At 67.8% G+C, this 15,507-nt stretch carries 12 protein-coding genes; 6 read left to right on the forward strand and 6 right to left on the reverse strand.

Annotation, left to right across the window (positions count from 1 at the left end; genetic code table 11):
* Nucleotides 1–102 precede the first annotated feature (102 nt).
* The 5 genes from EXE59_RS16660 to EXE59_RS16680 all read left to right on the forward strand — a co-directional run bounded on the left by EXE59_RS16660 (nt 103) and on the right by EXE59_RS16680 (nt 8,687).
* Nucleotides 103–1,731, forward strand: a complete 1,629-nt coding sequence (locus EXE59_RS16660) for an Eco57I restriction-modification methylase domain-containing protein (RefSeq protein ID WP_135839901.1) — start codon at nt 103–105, stop codon at nt 1,729–1,731.
* Nucleotide 1,732: 1 nt separating this feature from the next.
* Nucleotides 1,733–2,716, forward strand: a complete 984-nt coding sequence (locus EXE59_RS16665) for a hypothetical protein (RefSeq protein ID WP_135839902.1) — start codon at nt 1,733–1,735, stop codon at nt 2,714–2,716.
* Nucleotides 2,717–3,634: 918 nt separating this feature from the next.
* The gene (locus tag EXE59_RS16670; RefSeq protein WP_135839903.1) at nt 3,635–4,876 is read left to right on the forward strand and encodes an IS256 family transposase; all 1,242 of its coding nucleotides are present in this window, start codon (nt 3,635–3,637) and stop codon (nt 4,874–4,876) included.
* A gap of 1,207 nt (nt 4,877–6,083) precedes the next feature.
* On the forward strand, nt 6,084–7,769 hold the full coding sequence (locus EXE59_RS16675; RefSeq protein ID WP_135839904.1) for a CorA family divalent cation transporter: 1,686 nt from the start codon (nt 6,084–6,086) through the stop codon (nt 7,767–7,769).
* Nucleotides 7,770–7,904: 135 nt separating this feature from the next.
* A complete protein-coding gene (locus EXE59_RS16680) occupies nt 7,905–8,687 on the forward strand; it encodes a restriction endonuclease (protein WP_135839905.1) in 783 nt (260 codons plus the stop codon).
* Nucleotides 8,688–8,960: 273 nt separating this feature from the next.
* Here EXE59_RS16680 and glnA read toward each other — a convergent pair whose 3' ends face one another.
* Nucleotides 8,961–10,382, reverse strand: a complete 1,422-nt coding sequence (gene glnA, locus EXE59_RS16685; protein WP_135839906.1) for a type I glutamate--ammonia ligase — start codon at nt 10,380–10,382, stop codon at nt 8,961–8,963.
* A gap of 183 nt (nt 10,383–10,565) precedes the next feature.
* On the opposite strand from glnA, the gene EXE59_RS16690 reads away from it, so the two are divergent.
* Nucleotides 10,566–10,949, forward strand: a complete 384-nt coding sequence (locus EXE59_RS16690) for an RDD family protein (RefSeq protein ID WP_135839907.1) — start codon at nt 10,566–10,568, stop codon at nt 10,947–10,949.
* A gap of 3 nt (nt 10,950–10,952) precedes the next feature.
* On the opposite strand, the gene EXE59_RS16695 is transcribed toward EXE59_RS16690, so the two are convergent.
* The 5 genes from EXE59_RS16695 to lipB all read right to left on the reverse strand — a co-directional run bounded on the left by EXE59_RS16695 (nt 10,953) and on the right by lipB (nt 15,503).
* Nucleotides 10,953–11,660 carry a DUF4191 domain-containing protein gene (locus EXE59_RS16695; protein WP_135839908.1) on the reverse strand — a complete coding sequence of 236 codons (708 nt, stop codon included), beginning with the start codon at nt 11,658–11,660 and terminating at the stop codon, nt 10,953–10,955.
* Nucleotides 11,661–11,734: 74 nt separating this feature from the next.
* Complete coding sequence (gene lipA, locus EXE59_RS16700) at nt 11,735–12,676, reverse strand: lipoyl synthase (RefSeq protein ID WP_129453703.1); 942 nt, start codon at nt 12,674–12,676, stop codon at nt 11,735–11,737.
* A gap of 54 nt (nt 12,677–12,730) precedes the next feature.
* A complete protein-coding gene (locus tag EXE59_RS16705; RefSeq protein WP_135839909.1) occupies nt 12,731–13,711 on the reverse strand; it encodes a hypothetical protein in 981 nt (326 codons plus the stop codon).
* Nucleotides 13,708–14,661: an ABC transporter ATP-binding protein gene (locus tag EXE59_RS16710; RefSeq protein WP_135839910.1), complete on the reverse strand. Its 954-nt coding sequence runs from the start codon at nt 14,659–14,661 to the stop codon at nt 13,708–13,710. The genes EXE59_RS16705 and EXE59_RS16710 overlap by 4 nt, the downstream gene beginning before the upstream one ends.
* 89 nt (nt 14,662–14,750) lie before the next feature.
* Nucleotides 14,751–15,503, reverse strand: a complete 753-nt coding sequence (gene lipB / locus EXE59_RS16715; protein WP_135839911.1) for a lipoyl(octanoyl) transferase LipB — start codon at nt 15,501–15,503, stop codon at nt 14,751–14,753.
* Between the last annotated feature and the right edge of the window lie 4 nt (nt 15,504–15,507).

Below are 15,507 nucleotides of genomic sequence, written 5' to 3' on the forward strand. Positions count from 1 at the left end.
CCACAGCCGACTCGAACACAGCGAGCGGTCTGTTCGATTCGTGTTCGGAGTTCCTCGCGAGTCCATCGTCTGACGGCTCGGACGGTAGGGCAGGATTGGCTCATGCTTCCCGGGGACTCCGCTGACCTTCGCAAGGCACGGGGAGCGTTCTTCACCCCTCCGGCAGTCGCCCGCTTCATCAACTCCTGGGCGATCCGCGACGCCGGCGACGCGGTGCTCGAACCGTCATGCGGAGAGGCCGTCTTCCTACACGAGGTACCCCGCACCCACACCGGCCGAGTGGTTGGTGTCGAGATCCACTCCGGGTCCGCCCAGGAGGCCGAGCGAACCCTCAACCGTGAGGGCATCGAGGCCGTCGTCCACAACGTCGACTTCTTCGCCCACGACGAGTTCGGCGCCTACGACGTCGCCGTTGGAAACCCGCCCTACGTCCGCTACCAGGGCTGGACCGGGGAGGCCCGCAGCAAGAGCCGGGAGGCCGCCCTAAGGGCCGGGGTGAACCTCACGGCGCTGGCGTCCTCCTGGGCCGCGTTCACCGTCCACTCGGCCCTGCACCTGCGCGCTGGCGGCCGCCTCGGGCTCGTCCTCCCCGCCGAGTTGCTCACCGTCAACTACGCGGCCCCGGTGCGCCGCTTCCTGCTCGAACACTTCGCCGACGTGACGCTGGTCCTTTTCGAGGAGCGCGTGTTCCCCGGCGTCGACGTTGACGCGGTCCTCCTGCTCGCCGATGGCTACGACCCGGCCGGACGCAAGGGCACCGACCGCATGAGCGTGCACCAGGTGCGCGACGCCGCAGGGCTCACCGACCTCGCCGAGGCACACCGCTGGACGCCTCCCGCGCGGGGCGGCCGCTGGTCCGCTGGTCTCCTCTCGGCCGATGGTCTCGACGCGTTCTTGAAGGCCACGGAGGGCCGCGGGTTCGACACGCTCGGATGCTGGGGCGAGACGACGCTCGGCATGGTCACGGGCAACAACAAGTACTTCGCCCTCAGCCCGTCCAAGGTCGCCGAACTGGGCCTCGCCGACTCCGACGTCATCCGCCTCTCACCGCCCGGCTCCCGCCACCTCCGCGGCCTCTCGTTGACTCGTGACGCGCTCGACCGGCTCGGCCAGGAGGGGCAGTCCACGATGCTGTTCCGGCCCGTGGACGAGCCGTCCAAGGCTGCCGAGTCGTACATCGCCAGCGGCGAGGACCTCGACGTCCACCTGGCCTACAAGTGCCGCGTGCGACCCGACTGGTGGCGCGTACCGTACCTCCGACCGGCCGACCTCTTCCTCACCTACATGAACGCCGACACCCCGCGCCTGTCGACCAACCGAGCGCGGGCCCACCACCTCAACTCGGTGCACGGCATCTACCTCCACCCGGACCGTCGCGAAGACGGCATGAGCCTCCTGCCCGTCGCGTCCCTCAACTCCGTCACGCTGCTCGGCGCCGAGGTCGTAGGACGCGCGTACGGGGGTGGCATGCTGAAGATCGAACCTCGCGAGGCGGACGTACTTCCGGTGCCGTCGGCGACGCTCGTAGGCAGGCACCGTGAAGCCCTGACGGCACTCCGGCCGGCCGTGACCTCACTCCTGCGCTCCGGGCATCTCCTGGACGCTGTGGCGGCCGTCAACGACGTCCTCCTGGTCAAGGGGCTGCGGATGTCGAAGCGGTCGCTGGCCGCTGTTCGTGACGAGCACGCGGGCCTGACCGCCCGCCGAGTTGCACGTGGAAAGGGCAACTGACGTGGCCTCGAAGGACGAGACCAAGAAGGCGCTTGCGTGGCCTCTGTTCGACGCGCTCGTAAGAGACGCGCCGATGCGGCACCTGAACCCGTGGGAGAAGGGGAAGTTCGTCCCCGACTTCGAGACGTTGGAGCGTCTGCTGGGTGTTCCGCTGCTGCTTGAAGCGAAGACCACCTCAGGCGTCCCGGCCTTGGCGCTCGACGTGTGGGTCGCCTACGAACTGCGCCGCGCGGGGCTCGACCCGGACGCCGTCTGGCCGCGTGAAGAGCCGCCGCGGGTGGTCTCCAGCGACATCCTGAAGTTCGTCGACACGCAGTACAAGAAGACGACGAAGGAGATCCGCGAGCGCATGGCGAAGGGCGGCAACACCTTCGGCGGGACGCTCGGCGCATCGGCCAACCTGCTCGGCAAGAACTACTTGAAGCAGGTCGACGTCATCATGAGTCACTGGTCCACCGGGCCGGAGATCATGATCTCGACCAAGCGCATGGACTCCTCCTTCGGGAAGAACGCCGCCAACCGTGTCGAGGAGTCGTACGGCGACGCGAAGAACCTTCGTCTGCGGCACCCCCAGGCGGCATGCGGGTTCGTCTACGGCCTGCGCTCCACGTGCTGGGACGAGACGCCGGACAAGGCCGCGTGGCTGGTCGACCTGCTCGGCAAGTTGGGCCGCGAGGACGACGCCTACCACGCGTGCGCCCTGGTCGTGCCGCAGTACGGCGGTGAGGTGACTGAGGAGGACGTTGACGAGGAGGCACCCGTCGGCGACGTGGTCGTGCCTGAAGCCGACCCGGAACTTGAACTCGAACTTGACGAGGTGCGAGCGCAACTCGATGCGCTGCCGATCGTGAGGCTGAAGCACGATGTCGTTCCTCATGAGGTGAGCCCGGCTCGCTTCTTCGAGATCATGTTGACCAAGACTCTCGACAACACTCCGGTCAACTTCCACGCGGGAGCGCGGGCACTGCGCGACGCCGGCCGCTGAGGACCCAGATTTGCCTTTGCGTTCTATGTCCGACGTTCTACGGGGACTTCGACCAGCACGATGTGACATCCCGGCGCTCGGACGGTTCTTGGGACGTGAGAGGCCGGCTGCGTGGCCGAAGGTACGGCCGTTACCCACGAGCGACGCTGCGCAAGGGGCAGAGCCGCGGTAGGCGCATACCCCCTATCGCATTGACTGCGCACGCGCCGCAGTCCCCATGGCCATCCGGAAGCACTTCCCCGTCCACCTGGGCGTCCATCGCGTGGGCGGCGCGGTCTCGTGTCGCGAAGCCTGAGATCTCGGTCGCCCAGACGATGCCTCGAACCGGATGACTGAGAGTCAGGGCGGTCCGCGGCTCGCCTGCACCATCGAGGCGGTGCGTGGCAAAACACTGAAGGGGCCCTATCCGGCTAGGGCGGAGGTAGTCGAGTAGCACCTCCAGGACACCCTCTACGGAGGGACCGTCGGCGTGCATGAAGTTGGTGCGATGGGGTGAGTGTGAACCGGTCATACCCTCCCTATGCCAGCAAGCGACGATGAGCGACCCCGAGCGCGGTCGGGGATGAACGCCTGCCGCATGTCGTGTTCGTTGCCTGGCTCTAGGACCCATCCGCCGGTAGCAGAACCGAAAGTGGCCGCGCGGCGAGCCGCGTGCACGGGTTGTGGGCCCGTCGAGGGGGTTCCGGCCACTTGCGATCTTGGAAGTGGCCGGACCCGTTGAAGCGTTTTCGCAGGTCAGAGGCTTGCGGCGCCACGATTTCGGCCTTGCGGCCACTTTCCACTTCGCCTAACAGGGATATAAGTTGAGTCCAGCAGAGTGGTGTATGACGTGGTGACGGCCCTGGCATAGACGCTGGCGCGGTCACCGCGTGATTCTTCGAGGAATCTCCTACAACCCACTCGAAGAGAGGCACAGCGATGACCGCTGGTCCCAGTATCGACCCCGCCGACTTTCTGAACGAGCACCTGGCACAGGCCAGCCCTGACTTGCTCCGCGAGCTGATGCAGGGCTTCATCAACACGTTGCTCTCCGCCGATGCCGACAGCGTCTGCGGTGCCTCCTACGGCGCCCGTGACCCCGAGCGGTCCAACCGCCGCAACGGCTATCGGCACCGCGACCTCGACACCCGGATCGGCACCCTCGACGTCGCGATCCCCAAGCTGCGGGAGGGTTCCTACTTCCCCGAGTGGCTCCTCGAGCGACGCCGCCGCGCCGAAGCAGCCCTGACGTCGGTGGTCGCGACCTGCTACCTGCTCGGCGTCTCGACCCGGCGGATGGATCGACTGGTGCAGTCCTTGGGCATCACCGGGCTGTCGAAGTCCCAGGTCAGTGTGATGGCCCGGGATCTCGACGAGCTGGTCCGCGACTTCCGCGAACGCCCCCTCGACGCCGGCCCGTACACGTTCGTGGCCGCCGACGCGCTGACGATGAAGGTCCGCGAAGGTGGCCGGGTCATCAAGATCGCGGTCATGGTCGCCACCGGCGTCAACGCCGACGGGTTCCGCGAGATCCTCGGCGTCGCGACCTCGACCGCGGAGTCCGGTGCCGGCTGGAACTCCTTCTTCAAGGACCTCGTTGCCCGTGGCCTGTCCGGGGTCGCTCTGGTCACCAGCGACGCCCACGCCGGGCTGGTCGACGCCATCGGGGCGACCCTGCCTGGGGCGTCGTGGCAGCGGTGCCGTACCCACTACACCGCGAACCTGATGTCGATCTGTCCCAAACACGCCTGGGGCGGGGTGAAGGCGATGCTGCATTCGGTGTTCGACCAGATCGACACCGACGCCGTCCACGCCCAGTACGACAAGCTCCTCGACAACACCACGCAGCTGCCCGAGGTCCACGCCCACCTCGACGCCCACCGCGACGACGTGCTCGCGTTCACCGCGTTCCCGAAGGCCGTGTGGCGCCAGATCTGGTCCAACAACCCCAACGAGCGCCTCAACCGCGAGATCCGTCGCCGTACCGACGTCGTCGGGATCTTCCCCGACCGAGGCTCGATCATCCGGCTCGTTGGAGCCGTGCTGGCCGAGCAGAACGACGAATGGGCCGACGGACGCCGCTACCTCGGACTCGACGTCCTGGCCAAGAGCCGCCTCACCCTCATCACCACCGAGCCCGAAGAGGAGGACGCCATCACCGCCGGCGCGATCAGCGCCTGACCACCATCAACGACGAATCACCGTCGTACACCACGCCAAGGGACTTGACCGGGATATATATAGAGAGGTCGTAGAGAGAGTTCTGAGGAGAAGAGGTTCCGAGGGAGCCGTACCGTATCTATCTATCTATAGAGGAAAGTGGTCTCTACCTACCTACTACTACCCCGGAAACCGCCTCTGACCTGCAGAAACGCTGCGACCACTTTAGTGGCCACTTCTGAACGAAAGTGGCCGCAAGGCCAGTGTTGAGCGTAGCCGCGGTGCTGACAGAGACCACTTACGCCTTCAGAAGTGGCCGCGGCGGGACGCGCGCCCGCTGTTCTGCTACCGACGTCACCGTCGTCTGGGCGCTCATGACGGGTCTCCGGCGAAGGGCCGGCCGGTGGCTTGACACGACAGCGACCAGCGCGCTGGCGTGAACACGCGGCACCTCAACTCAGACCCAAGCGCAAGCATCGTGTCTCCGCAACGGTCAACGCCGCCCGAACCCTGATGACCCCGGTGCCGATGATCTCGATGCAGGCTCCGCGGAGACCAGAAGCCAGACGTCTAGGAACCAACGCCGCCACGTCGGGTGGTGGTAGCGCGTGCGGGGTGTTGACACCGTTTGCCTTCGCGCGATGCGTCGCAACTGTCCGGCGGCGCGGATGACGTTGCCGCCGTGGACATCGATGAGGTCGCGGATGTGGTCCTCGATGACCTCGGCGCACGAGGCACCGCGGAGAGGAAATCGCCCGTGGAGGCGTCGATCTGCTCCTCCCCAGCGAGCCGGTGCCGTCATGAGGTCGGGGCAGGGCGCGCAGGCAGCGCTCTGCGAGGAGTTCTGGCAGCGCATCGAGTCAGAGTGGGAGGTGCTCAACGCCGCCGCCTTGGAGTCGCGGACCGGGCTCAGCGGGCGATCCATGCAGCATCCGGGGACTGGGTGTCGAGCGGCCGTACGGCCTGATCTACCCGGCGTTCCAACTCATCGAGGCCGACGATGGCACGAGTTGGGTCGCTCCCGCGTGGATCGAGCTGCCGGACGTCGCCGAGTGGGAAGACCCCCTCGGTGCTCCTCTGGAGTGCTTCGGGGAGCGGCTGGCTTTAAGGTCGAACTCCGGTCGATGAGATCCGGGCCCACCCGAGGGTGTGACTGACGTGCTTCGGGTTGCCGTCGACCTCGTCGAACCGCTCATGAGGCCCAACGATTCGACGTACCGTTCGGTCAGTGCGCCTCGCTTCAACCAATAAGGTCTCTCTCCTGCTCCTTGCGCTCGCCCTAGCCGCGGTACTTCTCCACCGCGATGCGGTCAGTTCGACCAGCGCGGGAGGCCTGGCGTTCTTCTTCTTCTTCGCCTTTCGCGGCCCATCAGGTGGGCTGGTTCCCGAATCCTGGATCGTTGGGCGGTTCACGGTGGGGGATACCCCGGTCCTTGTGGCTCTCGCTCCGGAGGACTCGGTGGGGCACGCTCCCGAAGGGTGGCAGCCCGTCATTGCTGTCGTTGATGAGCACGGCCGTGAGGCCTGGACTCTGATGGCCAGTAAGACGTCCGGAGTCGGCTTGACTCGCGCAACCCAGGTCTTCGGAGCGCTTGACAATCCAGCCGAGGTGGACGGCGTACCCATCGCAGACCTGGTGCGCCATCGCGCGTTGCGTATCGACGAGGCGAGTGCGCCGACAGCCTTGGACGTGAAAGACCCCAACCTGCAGGCGCTCTTCGGTGTGGCCGTGATCAGCAATGACCCAGAGCAGGCATCCAACCGACCACGTTGGGTGCGGGACGTCATCGACGCACACCAGCCGCCAGAGCAAGACCAGCCCAAGGGACCGGCGGGCAACAAGCCGTCCCGTGAGGCCCTCCTCACGCTCGACACGAGTCTGGGCGCAATGAACCTGACCACGTATCAGGCGCGGGAGGGAACGGTGCTGGCTGTTGAGTTCACCGACTCTGGCCGCAATGGCTTGCCTGCTGACATCATCGCAGTCCTATGTCACGCCAATACCCGCGATTTCCTGCCGAGGGTGTCAGAAATCGAGGAGGGGACGCAGCAGCGCGAGAGCGCGATCCTGGACAATCTCGTCGCAGTTGGACGGGTAGAGGACAAGGACCGCGAGACGTTCATGGAGCAGGTCAAGAAGCAGCGGGATGACCTCGGGGGCATCGAGAAGACTGCTCGTGCAAGCGCCACAATGGTCAAATTGTTGCGGCAGGCGGCCGTGACGAGTGCCGAGGACGAGCGGATCCAGTCCATCACTCGCAGCCTCCACGCCGCCGCCGACGATTTTCGGGACCAGTCGCGTGGCCTTGTTCAGTTGGCTGCGCCGCTGGCTGCGGAGTGGCGTGGACGGCAGGACTACTTGGAAGCCGAGACTGCGCGCAAGCGCTCCGAAGGCGTCATTCTGTTCGCCACCATCGTCGCGATCATCATCGGTATCCCGGCGTTGGTCGCAGGCTTCTTCGGCGCTGCGGTGAAACCGCTGGCGAAGGAGTCGCCAGTTCGGTTCTCGGACCTCCTCGCGGCGGCAGCCGTCGTGTCCTTTGCTTCCGCCGCATTCGCGGAGGCCGCCCTCCACCGGACCAAACGACGGCACTGGCCACTCGTGCTGGCGCTGAGGGTCACCCTTTGCGCCTCCGCTCCCGCCGTCGCGTGGGCGTCGCTCTACAAGTGGCAAGGGTTCTCCGGTGTGCTCGACGAAGGGGCGCACCGGTGGATTGTCGGCGCTCTCATTGGCGTTGCAGTGGCCTCGCTGATCCTCGCGACTTGGTACGACGGGAGGGGCGGCGGTGGGGCCGAGCGGTCCGCTCGCGGCTGGGTGCGCCAATGGGGCGTCAGGGCGACAAGGTGGGTCGGGCTGCGCGGAGAAGCCGCCGATCTCAGGTCATCTAGTTCAGAACGGCAGGCAGCGGATTGACAGCGGCGCGAATCGTGTCGAACTCCTGATCGGCGGTCAGACCATCTCCGCACGCCCGCACCACCTGATGCCAGTGCCGTCGCAGCGTTTCGGCCCGAACAGCCGTAGAACCCTCACGGCTGGCACGCTGACTCCGTGAATCCACCAATCGAAGATGCGCCCCCAGCCACCTGGCAGGATCTGGAGAAAATGGTCGCGCGCATCCTGCGCGAGTGCGGCTACGAGGTCGATGTGCAGAAGTACGTCGAGTTGGCACGCGGCGATGTCAACGTCGATGTCTGGGCCGACGATCACGCCGAGCCGCCGAACATCCTTGCCATCGAGTGCAAACACTGGAACCGGCCAGTGAGCAAGGACGTCGTTCACGGGTTCCGCACCGTGGTTGGCGACAGCGGCGCCAACACTGGGCTGCTTGTGTCATCAGCCGGCTTCCAATCGGGAGCCAAGGAGGCCGCCGCCTACTCAAACGTCCGACTGCTGACCTGGAACGACTTCCAGCAGATGTACGCCCTCCGTTGGTTCAGGTCCTTCATGTCGCCAACCATCGCCGAAGAGACCGATGCACTCCACGAATACACTGAGCCGATCAACAATCGCGTGTTCAGGAAGGCCGATGCGCTGCCTGCTGAGCGACAGGCAGCCTTTGCTGCATTGCGGGATGTGTACATGCCGCTCATGGTGACCAACTTTGCGTTGCATCCGGTGGTGGTGGATAGCAAGTTATCCCCGGTCAAGGCTGAACTGCCGAGGCTTCCGCTTCGGGACGTAGTCCAGAAGCCTGAGGGCCGCGCCCTTCTGGATGCACTTCCGGACGAAGTGTTGGATGCAACGGCGTTACGACCTCTGATGGAGCGGCTGATACACCACTCGCGCAGTGCCATTGCCGAGTTCGACGCGATCTTCGGGGAGCGGGCGTAGTCCGAAGTTCCGGAGGCCGCACGCGCCAAGCGCAGCCGTGAGTCGGGCGACTTTCGTCGCGGCGCGTCGCGGACGTCGTAGCCCCTGTGTGTCGCACCGCCGCAGAATGACAAACGCCCACGCACCGACCCGAGGACGCTCCGATCTCGTTGTCCAAGAATTTTCCAATGGACTGGTGAGTAACGGTGCGTAGCGGCGAGTGGTGGTGCGTGAGCGTTTTCGCAGGTGAGAGACCTGTGAGTGATGTTCCCGCAGGTCAGTCAACCGCTCCAGTTAGATGTCGTAGTAGAGCTCGAACTCGTGCGGGTGCGGCCGCAGCTGGACCGGGGCGATCTCCTGGGTCCGCTTGAAGTGGATCCAGGTCTCGATCAGGTCGTCGGTGAAGACACCGCCGGCGGTCAGGTACTCGTGGTCGGCCTCGAGCGCGTCGAGCACGGCGTTGAGGCTGGTCGGCACCTGGTCGATCTCGGCCATCTCGTCCGGCGGCAGCTCGTAGATGTCCTTGTCGATCGGGGCGGCGGGCTCCGTCTTGTTCTGGACACCGTCGAGGCCGGCCAGCATGAGGGCGGCGAAGGCGAGGTAGGGGTTCGCCGACGGGTCGGGGAAGCGGGTCTCGACGCGCTTGGCCTTGGGGTTGGCGCCCGTGATCGGGATGCGGACCGAGGCGGAGCGGTTGCGCGAGGAGTAGACCAGCGAGATCGGAGCCTCGAAGCCAGGCACCAGGCGGTGGTAGGAGTTCACCGTCGGGTTGGTGAACGCCAGCAGCGACGGCGCGTGCTCGAGGATGCCGCCGATGTACCAGCGGGCGGTGTCGGACAGCCCGGCGTACCCGGTCTCGTCGAAGAACAGCGGCTCGCCGTCCTTCCACAGCGACTGGTGCACGTGCATGCCCGAGCCGTTGTCGCCGAAGATCGGCTTCGGCATGAAGGTGACCGACTTGCCCTGCTCCCAGGCGGTGTTCTTGATGAGGTACTTGAACTTCATCACGTCGTCCGCGGCCTTGAGCAGCGTGTCGAAGCGGTAGTTGATCTCCGCCTGGCCGGCGGTGCCGACCTCGTGGTGCGCGCGCTCGACGTGCAGGCCGCACGACTCAAGGTTCTTGACCATGTCGGCGCGCAGGTCGCTGTAGTGGTCGTAGGGCTCGACGGGGAAGTAGCCGCCCTTGAGGCGGGTCTTGTAGCCCTTGTTCTCCTCGCCCTCCTTGCCGGAGTTCCACCAGCCCTCGACGGAGTCGATGTGGTAGTAGCCCTCGTTGACGCCCGTCGAGTAGCGGACGTTGTCGAAGATGTAGAACTCGGCCTCGGGAGCGAAGTAGGCCGTGTCCGCGATGCCGGTCGAGTCGAGGTAGGCCAGCGCCTTGCGGGCGATGTTGCGCGGGTCGCGGCTGTAGGCCTCACCCGTGATCGGGTCGTGGATGAAGAAGTTGACGTTCAGCGTCTTGGACTTGCGGAACGGGTCGAGGTACGCCGTGGTCGGGTCCGGGAAGAGGGACATGTCGGACTCGTTGATGGCCTGGAAGCCGCGGATCGAGGACCCGTCGAAGCCGAGGCCGTCGTCGAAGACGCTCTGGTCGAAGGAGGACGCCGGGACCGTGAAGTGCTGCATCACGCCCGGCAGGTCGCAGAAGCGGACGTCGATCATCTCGACGCCCTCGTCCTTGATGAACTTCAGGAGCTCATCGGAGTTGTTGAACATTCGGTTCTTCCTCCTTGACGGCGGCGCGCGCGCGTCGAGTTGCAGCGTTCGGGAACGGAGCCTCGTTGCACCGTGGCCGTCACGCTAGGCGGGGGCAGTTTCTAGACCGTATCCCGATTGTTTCGGGCGTGTTACAGGTGACCGGCGGATGAGCCCGCTCCAACGGCCTCCTAGGCTGGGCGCGTGACGAGCGCTGTAACACCCGGGTCGCACACCGCATCCTGGGGCCGCCGCATCCTGGCCCTCTTCGTCGACTGGGTGGCCTGCCTTGCCGTCGTGGAGGGGCTCGTCGCGGTCGGCGTGCTCGCCGGCAATCCCAACGGTCTCGGCACCTTGGCGCTCTTCGTCGTGGAGTCGGCGCTGTTCACCGCCGTGGCCGGCGGCTCGTTCGGCAAGCTCGCCACCCGGCTCCGGGTCGTCCGGCACGGCGGGCCCGGCGAGCCGGTGTCGCTGCTGCGGGCGCTCGTACGCTCCGTGCTGGTCGCGCTGCTCCTCCCGCCGTTGCTGACCTTCGACGGTCGCGGGCTGCACGACGTGGCCGCGGGGACGCGGAGCGTGGCGCTGTAGCCGTCAGCGGCCGCGCTGCTGCGAGCGCATGCCCTTCATCGACGTCGGGATCGGGCCCTTGGGCAGCGGCAGCTTGCCGCGCTGCGCGTCGAGCGCCTTGAGTCGCTGGAGGATGTCGGTCATCTCGGCGGGCTTCACGTTGCGGCCGAGCTTCTGCACGTGGCGCACCAGCTTGGGCAGCGGCACCTCGCCGTCACCGCGGCCGCACACGACCTCGTGGATCGGCACCTCGTAGGCCACGCGCTCGTGCTTCTTGCGCTCGGTGGCGAGCAGCTGCTTGACCCGCGACGGGCTCGAGCCCTCACCGACCAGGACGATGCCGGGCGGGCCGACGACGCGGTGCACCACGTCCTGCTGCTTGGTGAACCCGACGACCGGGTCGACCTTCCAGCCGCGGCGCAGCATCTGCAGGGCACCCGCGGCCGCGGCGGGCTGGCCCTCCATCTGGGTGTACGCCGCACGCTGGGCACGGCGACCGAACACCAGGAGCGCGCACAGCAGGCCGATCATCAGGGCGCCGACCACCGAGATGATCCAGCCGAGGAGGCCGTCGCCGGGCAGCACCCACATCAGGGCGAAGCCCAGGGCCGCGCCGAGCATGAAGACGCCCATCACGATGAGGCCGATGCGCGGGTCGCTGCGCTTGGCCATCTGGTAGGTCTGCATGATCTGCCCGCGGCGCGAGCTGGGCGTGGAGGCGGGGGTCGACATGAGGTGGCCTTGTCCGGTCAGGGGTTCAACAGATGCTTCGACGGGTGCTTCGATGAGGTGGAGCGTGGGGCAGGTCAGGCGGTCGCGGCGGCGCGCGCGTCCATGGCCTGACCGTACAGCCGGCCGGCGCGGTAGGACGAGCGGACCAGGGGTCCGGACAGGGCGCCGGCGAAGCCGATCTCGTCGGCCTCGGCCTTGAGCTCGACGAACTCCTCGGGCTTGACCCACCGCTCGACGGGGTGGTGGCGCGGGGAGGGGCGCAGGTACTGGGTGATGGTGATCAGCTCGCAGCCGGCCTCGTGGAGGTCGCGCAGCGCCTGGGAGACCTCCTCACGGGTCTCGCCCATGCCGAGGATCAGGTTGGACTTCGTCACCAGCCCGAAGTCACGGGCCTGCGTGATCACGTCGAGGGAGCGGTCGTAGCGGAACGCCGGACGGATCCGCTTGAAGATCCGCGGCACCGTCTCCACGTTGTGCGCGAGCACCTCGGGGCGGGACTCGAAGACCTCGGCGAGGAGGTCGGGCTTGCCGTTGAAGTCGGGGATGAGGTTCTCGACGCCGGTGCCGGGGTTGAGGTCGTGGATCGCGCGGACCGTCTCGGCATAGAGCCAGGCCCCGCCGTCGGGCAGGTCGTCGCGGGCGACGCCGGTGATGGTGGCGTACTTGAGCTCCATGCGCTGCACGGACTCCGCCACGCGACGCGGCTCGTCGCGGTCGAGCGGCTGCGGCTTGCCGGTGTCGATCTGGCAGAAGTCGCAGCGACGGGTGCACTGGTCGCCGCCGATGAGGAAGGTGGCCTCGCGGTCCTCCCAGCACTCGAAGATGTTGGGGCAGCCGGCGGACTGGCAGACGGTGTGGAGGCCCTCGGACTTCACGAGGTTCTGCAGCGCGGTGTACTCGGGGCCCATCTTGGCCTTGGTCTTGATCCACTCCGGCTTGCGTTCGATCGGCGTCTCCGCGTTGCGGATCTCCAGGCGGAGGAGCTTGCGTCCTTCGGGAGCGGGAGCGGTCGTCACGCCCGCCACTCTACGACGGCGTGTCGGGCTCCCCAACTCGCCCACCGGTCGTGGTCAGGGCACGTCGCGACGCTGGGTCGACCACAGCGACAGCCCCACCGCCGCGACGACGAGCACCCCGAGGACGATCCCGCCGTCGAGGGCGGGCAGGACCCGCTCACAGCTCCCGGTCACCGACCCGTCGGCGAGCTGGGTGCAGGCGGACGGGTCGTAGTAGGAGAAGCCCCCGAGCACGAAGGCGAGGAAGTTGGTGGGCAGCAGCCAGCGGGCCGCGCCGTCGCCGAGGATCGCGACGACCACCAGCGACCCTGCGATGGCGACCCCGAACATCAGCGACAAGGTCGCCACTGTGCTGCGGAAGAGCATCGTGAGCGCGTAGCCCAGGAGACCGCCCACCCCGATGGCGACGACTCCACGTGCCTGCGTCTGCCAGATGGTGCTCCAGGCCCCCGGCGCCGCCGCGACGTCCCGGCTCGAGGCGAGCAGGGCCGCCGCGCCCCAGAAGAACGCCAGCACGGCCGTGCCGACCAGGACGCCGGTCAGCAGCACGGCGCCACCCTTGGCCGCCCACAGACGCAGCCGTCGCGGCTCGAACAGCAGCTGGTTGCTCATCGAGCCGGTGTTCCAGTCGTGCCCGGCGTACGTCGTGCCGATCAGCATCAGCAGGCCGGTGAGGATGGTGACGACAGCAGCGCCGACGTCGGTGCGCAGCGTGGAGAGCTCCAGCTCGCTGCGGTAGAGGTAGTTCTCGTAGCGGGGAGTGATGGTCTCCGCGCAGTCGGTCGCGACACCGTCCGGCCCGAGGTAGATCTCAGGGTCGGCCTCGCAGGCAGCGACCTCCTGGGCCACCCAGGGCTGACCGGCGTCCTGGGCTGCCATCTCCTTCGCCTGGGCGATGTCCGCGTCGCTGATGGGACGTGTCTCCCAGGCGTACCCGGCGAGCAGGACGAGGGGCAGGGCGACGCACGCGACGAGGAGCACGACGACCGCGCGCCGCCAGCGCAGCCGGGTGAGCTCGACCCGCAACAGCCTCATCGGACCTCCTCCAGCGCCGGTGTGACGCCCATCCGGTCGCCGTCGGTGAGCTCGAGGAAGATCGTCTCGAGGTCGGCGCGGACCGGGGTCAGCTCCGACAGGTAGAGGCCGGCCCCGGCGAGGAGCCGCGTGATCGCGTCCCCGGTCTCGTCCGTCACGACGTCCAGCGCCGCAGCGCCTTGGGACACGGTCATCCCGGCCGCCTCCAGGGTCGACCGCGCCGCGGCCGGGTCACCGACGCGCAGCCGGTAGGACGTACGGCCGAGCAGGTCCTCGACCCTCCCCGACGTCAGCATCCGGCCGTTGCCGATGATGGTCGCGCTGGTGCACACCTGCTGCACCTCGGCGAGGATGTGCGAGCTCAGCAGCACCGTCACACCGGCGTCGCCCAGGTCGCGGATCAGCTCGCGGATCTCGCGGATCCCGGCGGGGTCGAGGCCGTTGGTCGGCTCGTCGAGGATCAGCAGGTCGGGCGACTTGAGCAGCGTGGCGGCGATGGCGAGGCGCTGCTTCATCCCGAGCGAGTAGGACTTGTAGCGGTCGTCGGCCCGCTCGCCCAGCCCGACCCGCGCCAGAGCCTCGTCGACGGCGTCCCGCCCGGCCCCGACGGAGCCGGCGAGCAGGAGCAGGTTCTGCCGGGCGGAGAACGTGGGGGAGAACTTGGGCGACTCCACCACCGCGCCGACGCGACCGATCACGTCGGCCAGCCGCTGCGGCACGGGGGTGCCGAAGAGTGACATGGTGCCGGCGGTGGGCCGGGCGAGCCCGAGGAGCATGCGGATCGTCGTCGTCTTCCCCGACCCGTTCGGCCCCAGGAACCCGTGCACGCCGCCGCGAGGCACCGCCAGGTCCAGGTCGGCCACCGCGACGCGGGTGCCCCGCCTGCCGGTGAACTCCTTGCGCAGCCCACTGGTCTCGATCACCAGCTCGTCACTGGTACTGCCCGCCATGACGTCCCCTCCCGGCGTCGACCTGACGCCTCCCCGTTGGGTGAGGACTCTGGCAGGCGCAGTCCCGGGGTGTCCGGTCGGCGCGCCGGTCAGGCGCCGGGGCGGACCAGCTCGATGCGCGGTCCGCGGCCCGGCTCGGGGCGCGGCTCGTAGTCCGGGGTGGCCTCGTAGGGCTGCCAGGCGAGGTACGCCGTGAGGTGGCGTCGCACGCTCGGCAGCACGTCGGCGACGGTGACGTCGCGACCCAGCTCCTGTGACAGCGACGTGACGCCGGCGTCGGCGATGCCGCACGGCACGAACCGGTCGTACCAGCCGAGGTCGACGTCGCAGTTGAGGGCGAAGCCGTGCATGGTGACGCCTCGGCTGACGCGGATGCCGATCGCGGCGACCTTGCGCTCCGGAGCGCGCTGGTCCTCCCGCAGCCACACGCCGCTGCGGCCGGGGATGCGGGCCGTGGTGACGCCGAAGTCGGTGCACACCGCGATCAGGGCCTCCTCGACCCGGCGTACGTAGTCGACGACCTTGACGTGGTCGGGGAGGCGCACGATCGGGTAGCCGACGAGCTGGCCGGGGCCGTGGAAGGTGATCTTGCCGCCGCGGTCGACGTCGATCACGTCAGCGCCGCCCGGGTCGAGCGGTCGCTCGTGCGGGTCGGTGCGCTTGCCGGCGGTGAAGACCGGCGGGTGCTCGAGCAGCAGCACGGTGTCGGGCCGCTCGTCCGCGACGACCTCCGCGTGCACCCGTCGCTGGACGTCCCACGCGGCCAGGTAGTCCACGGCGTCGGCGCCGAGCCCGGCGACCTCGAAGTCCAGCGGGCGCGGCACGGCCTGGTCGGGAGACATGATC

The sequence above is a fragment of the Nocardioides eburneiflavus genome, assembly GCF_004785795.1.
Taxonomy (GTDB): Bacteria; Actinomycetota; Actinomycetes; order Propionibacteriales; family Nocardioidaceae; genus Nocardioides; species Nocardioides eburneiflavus.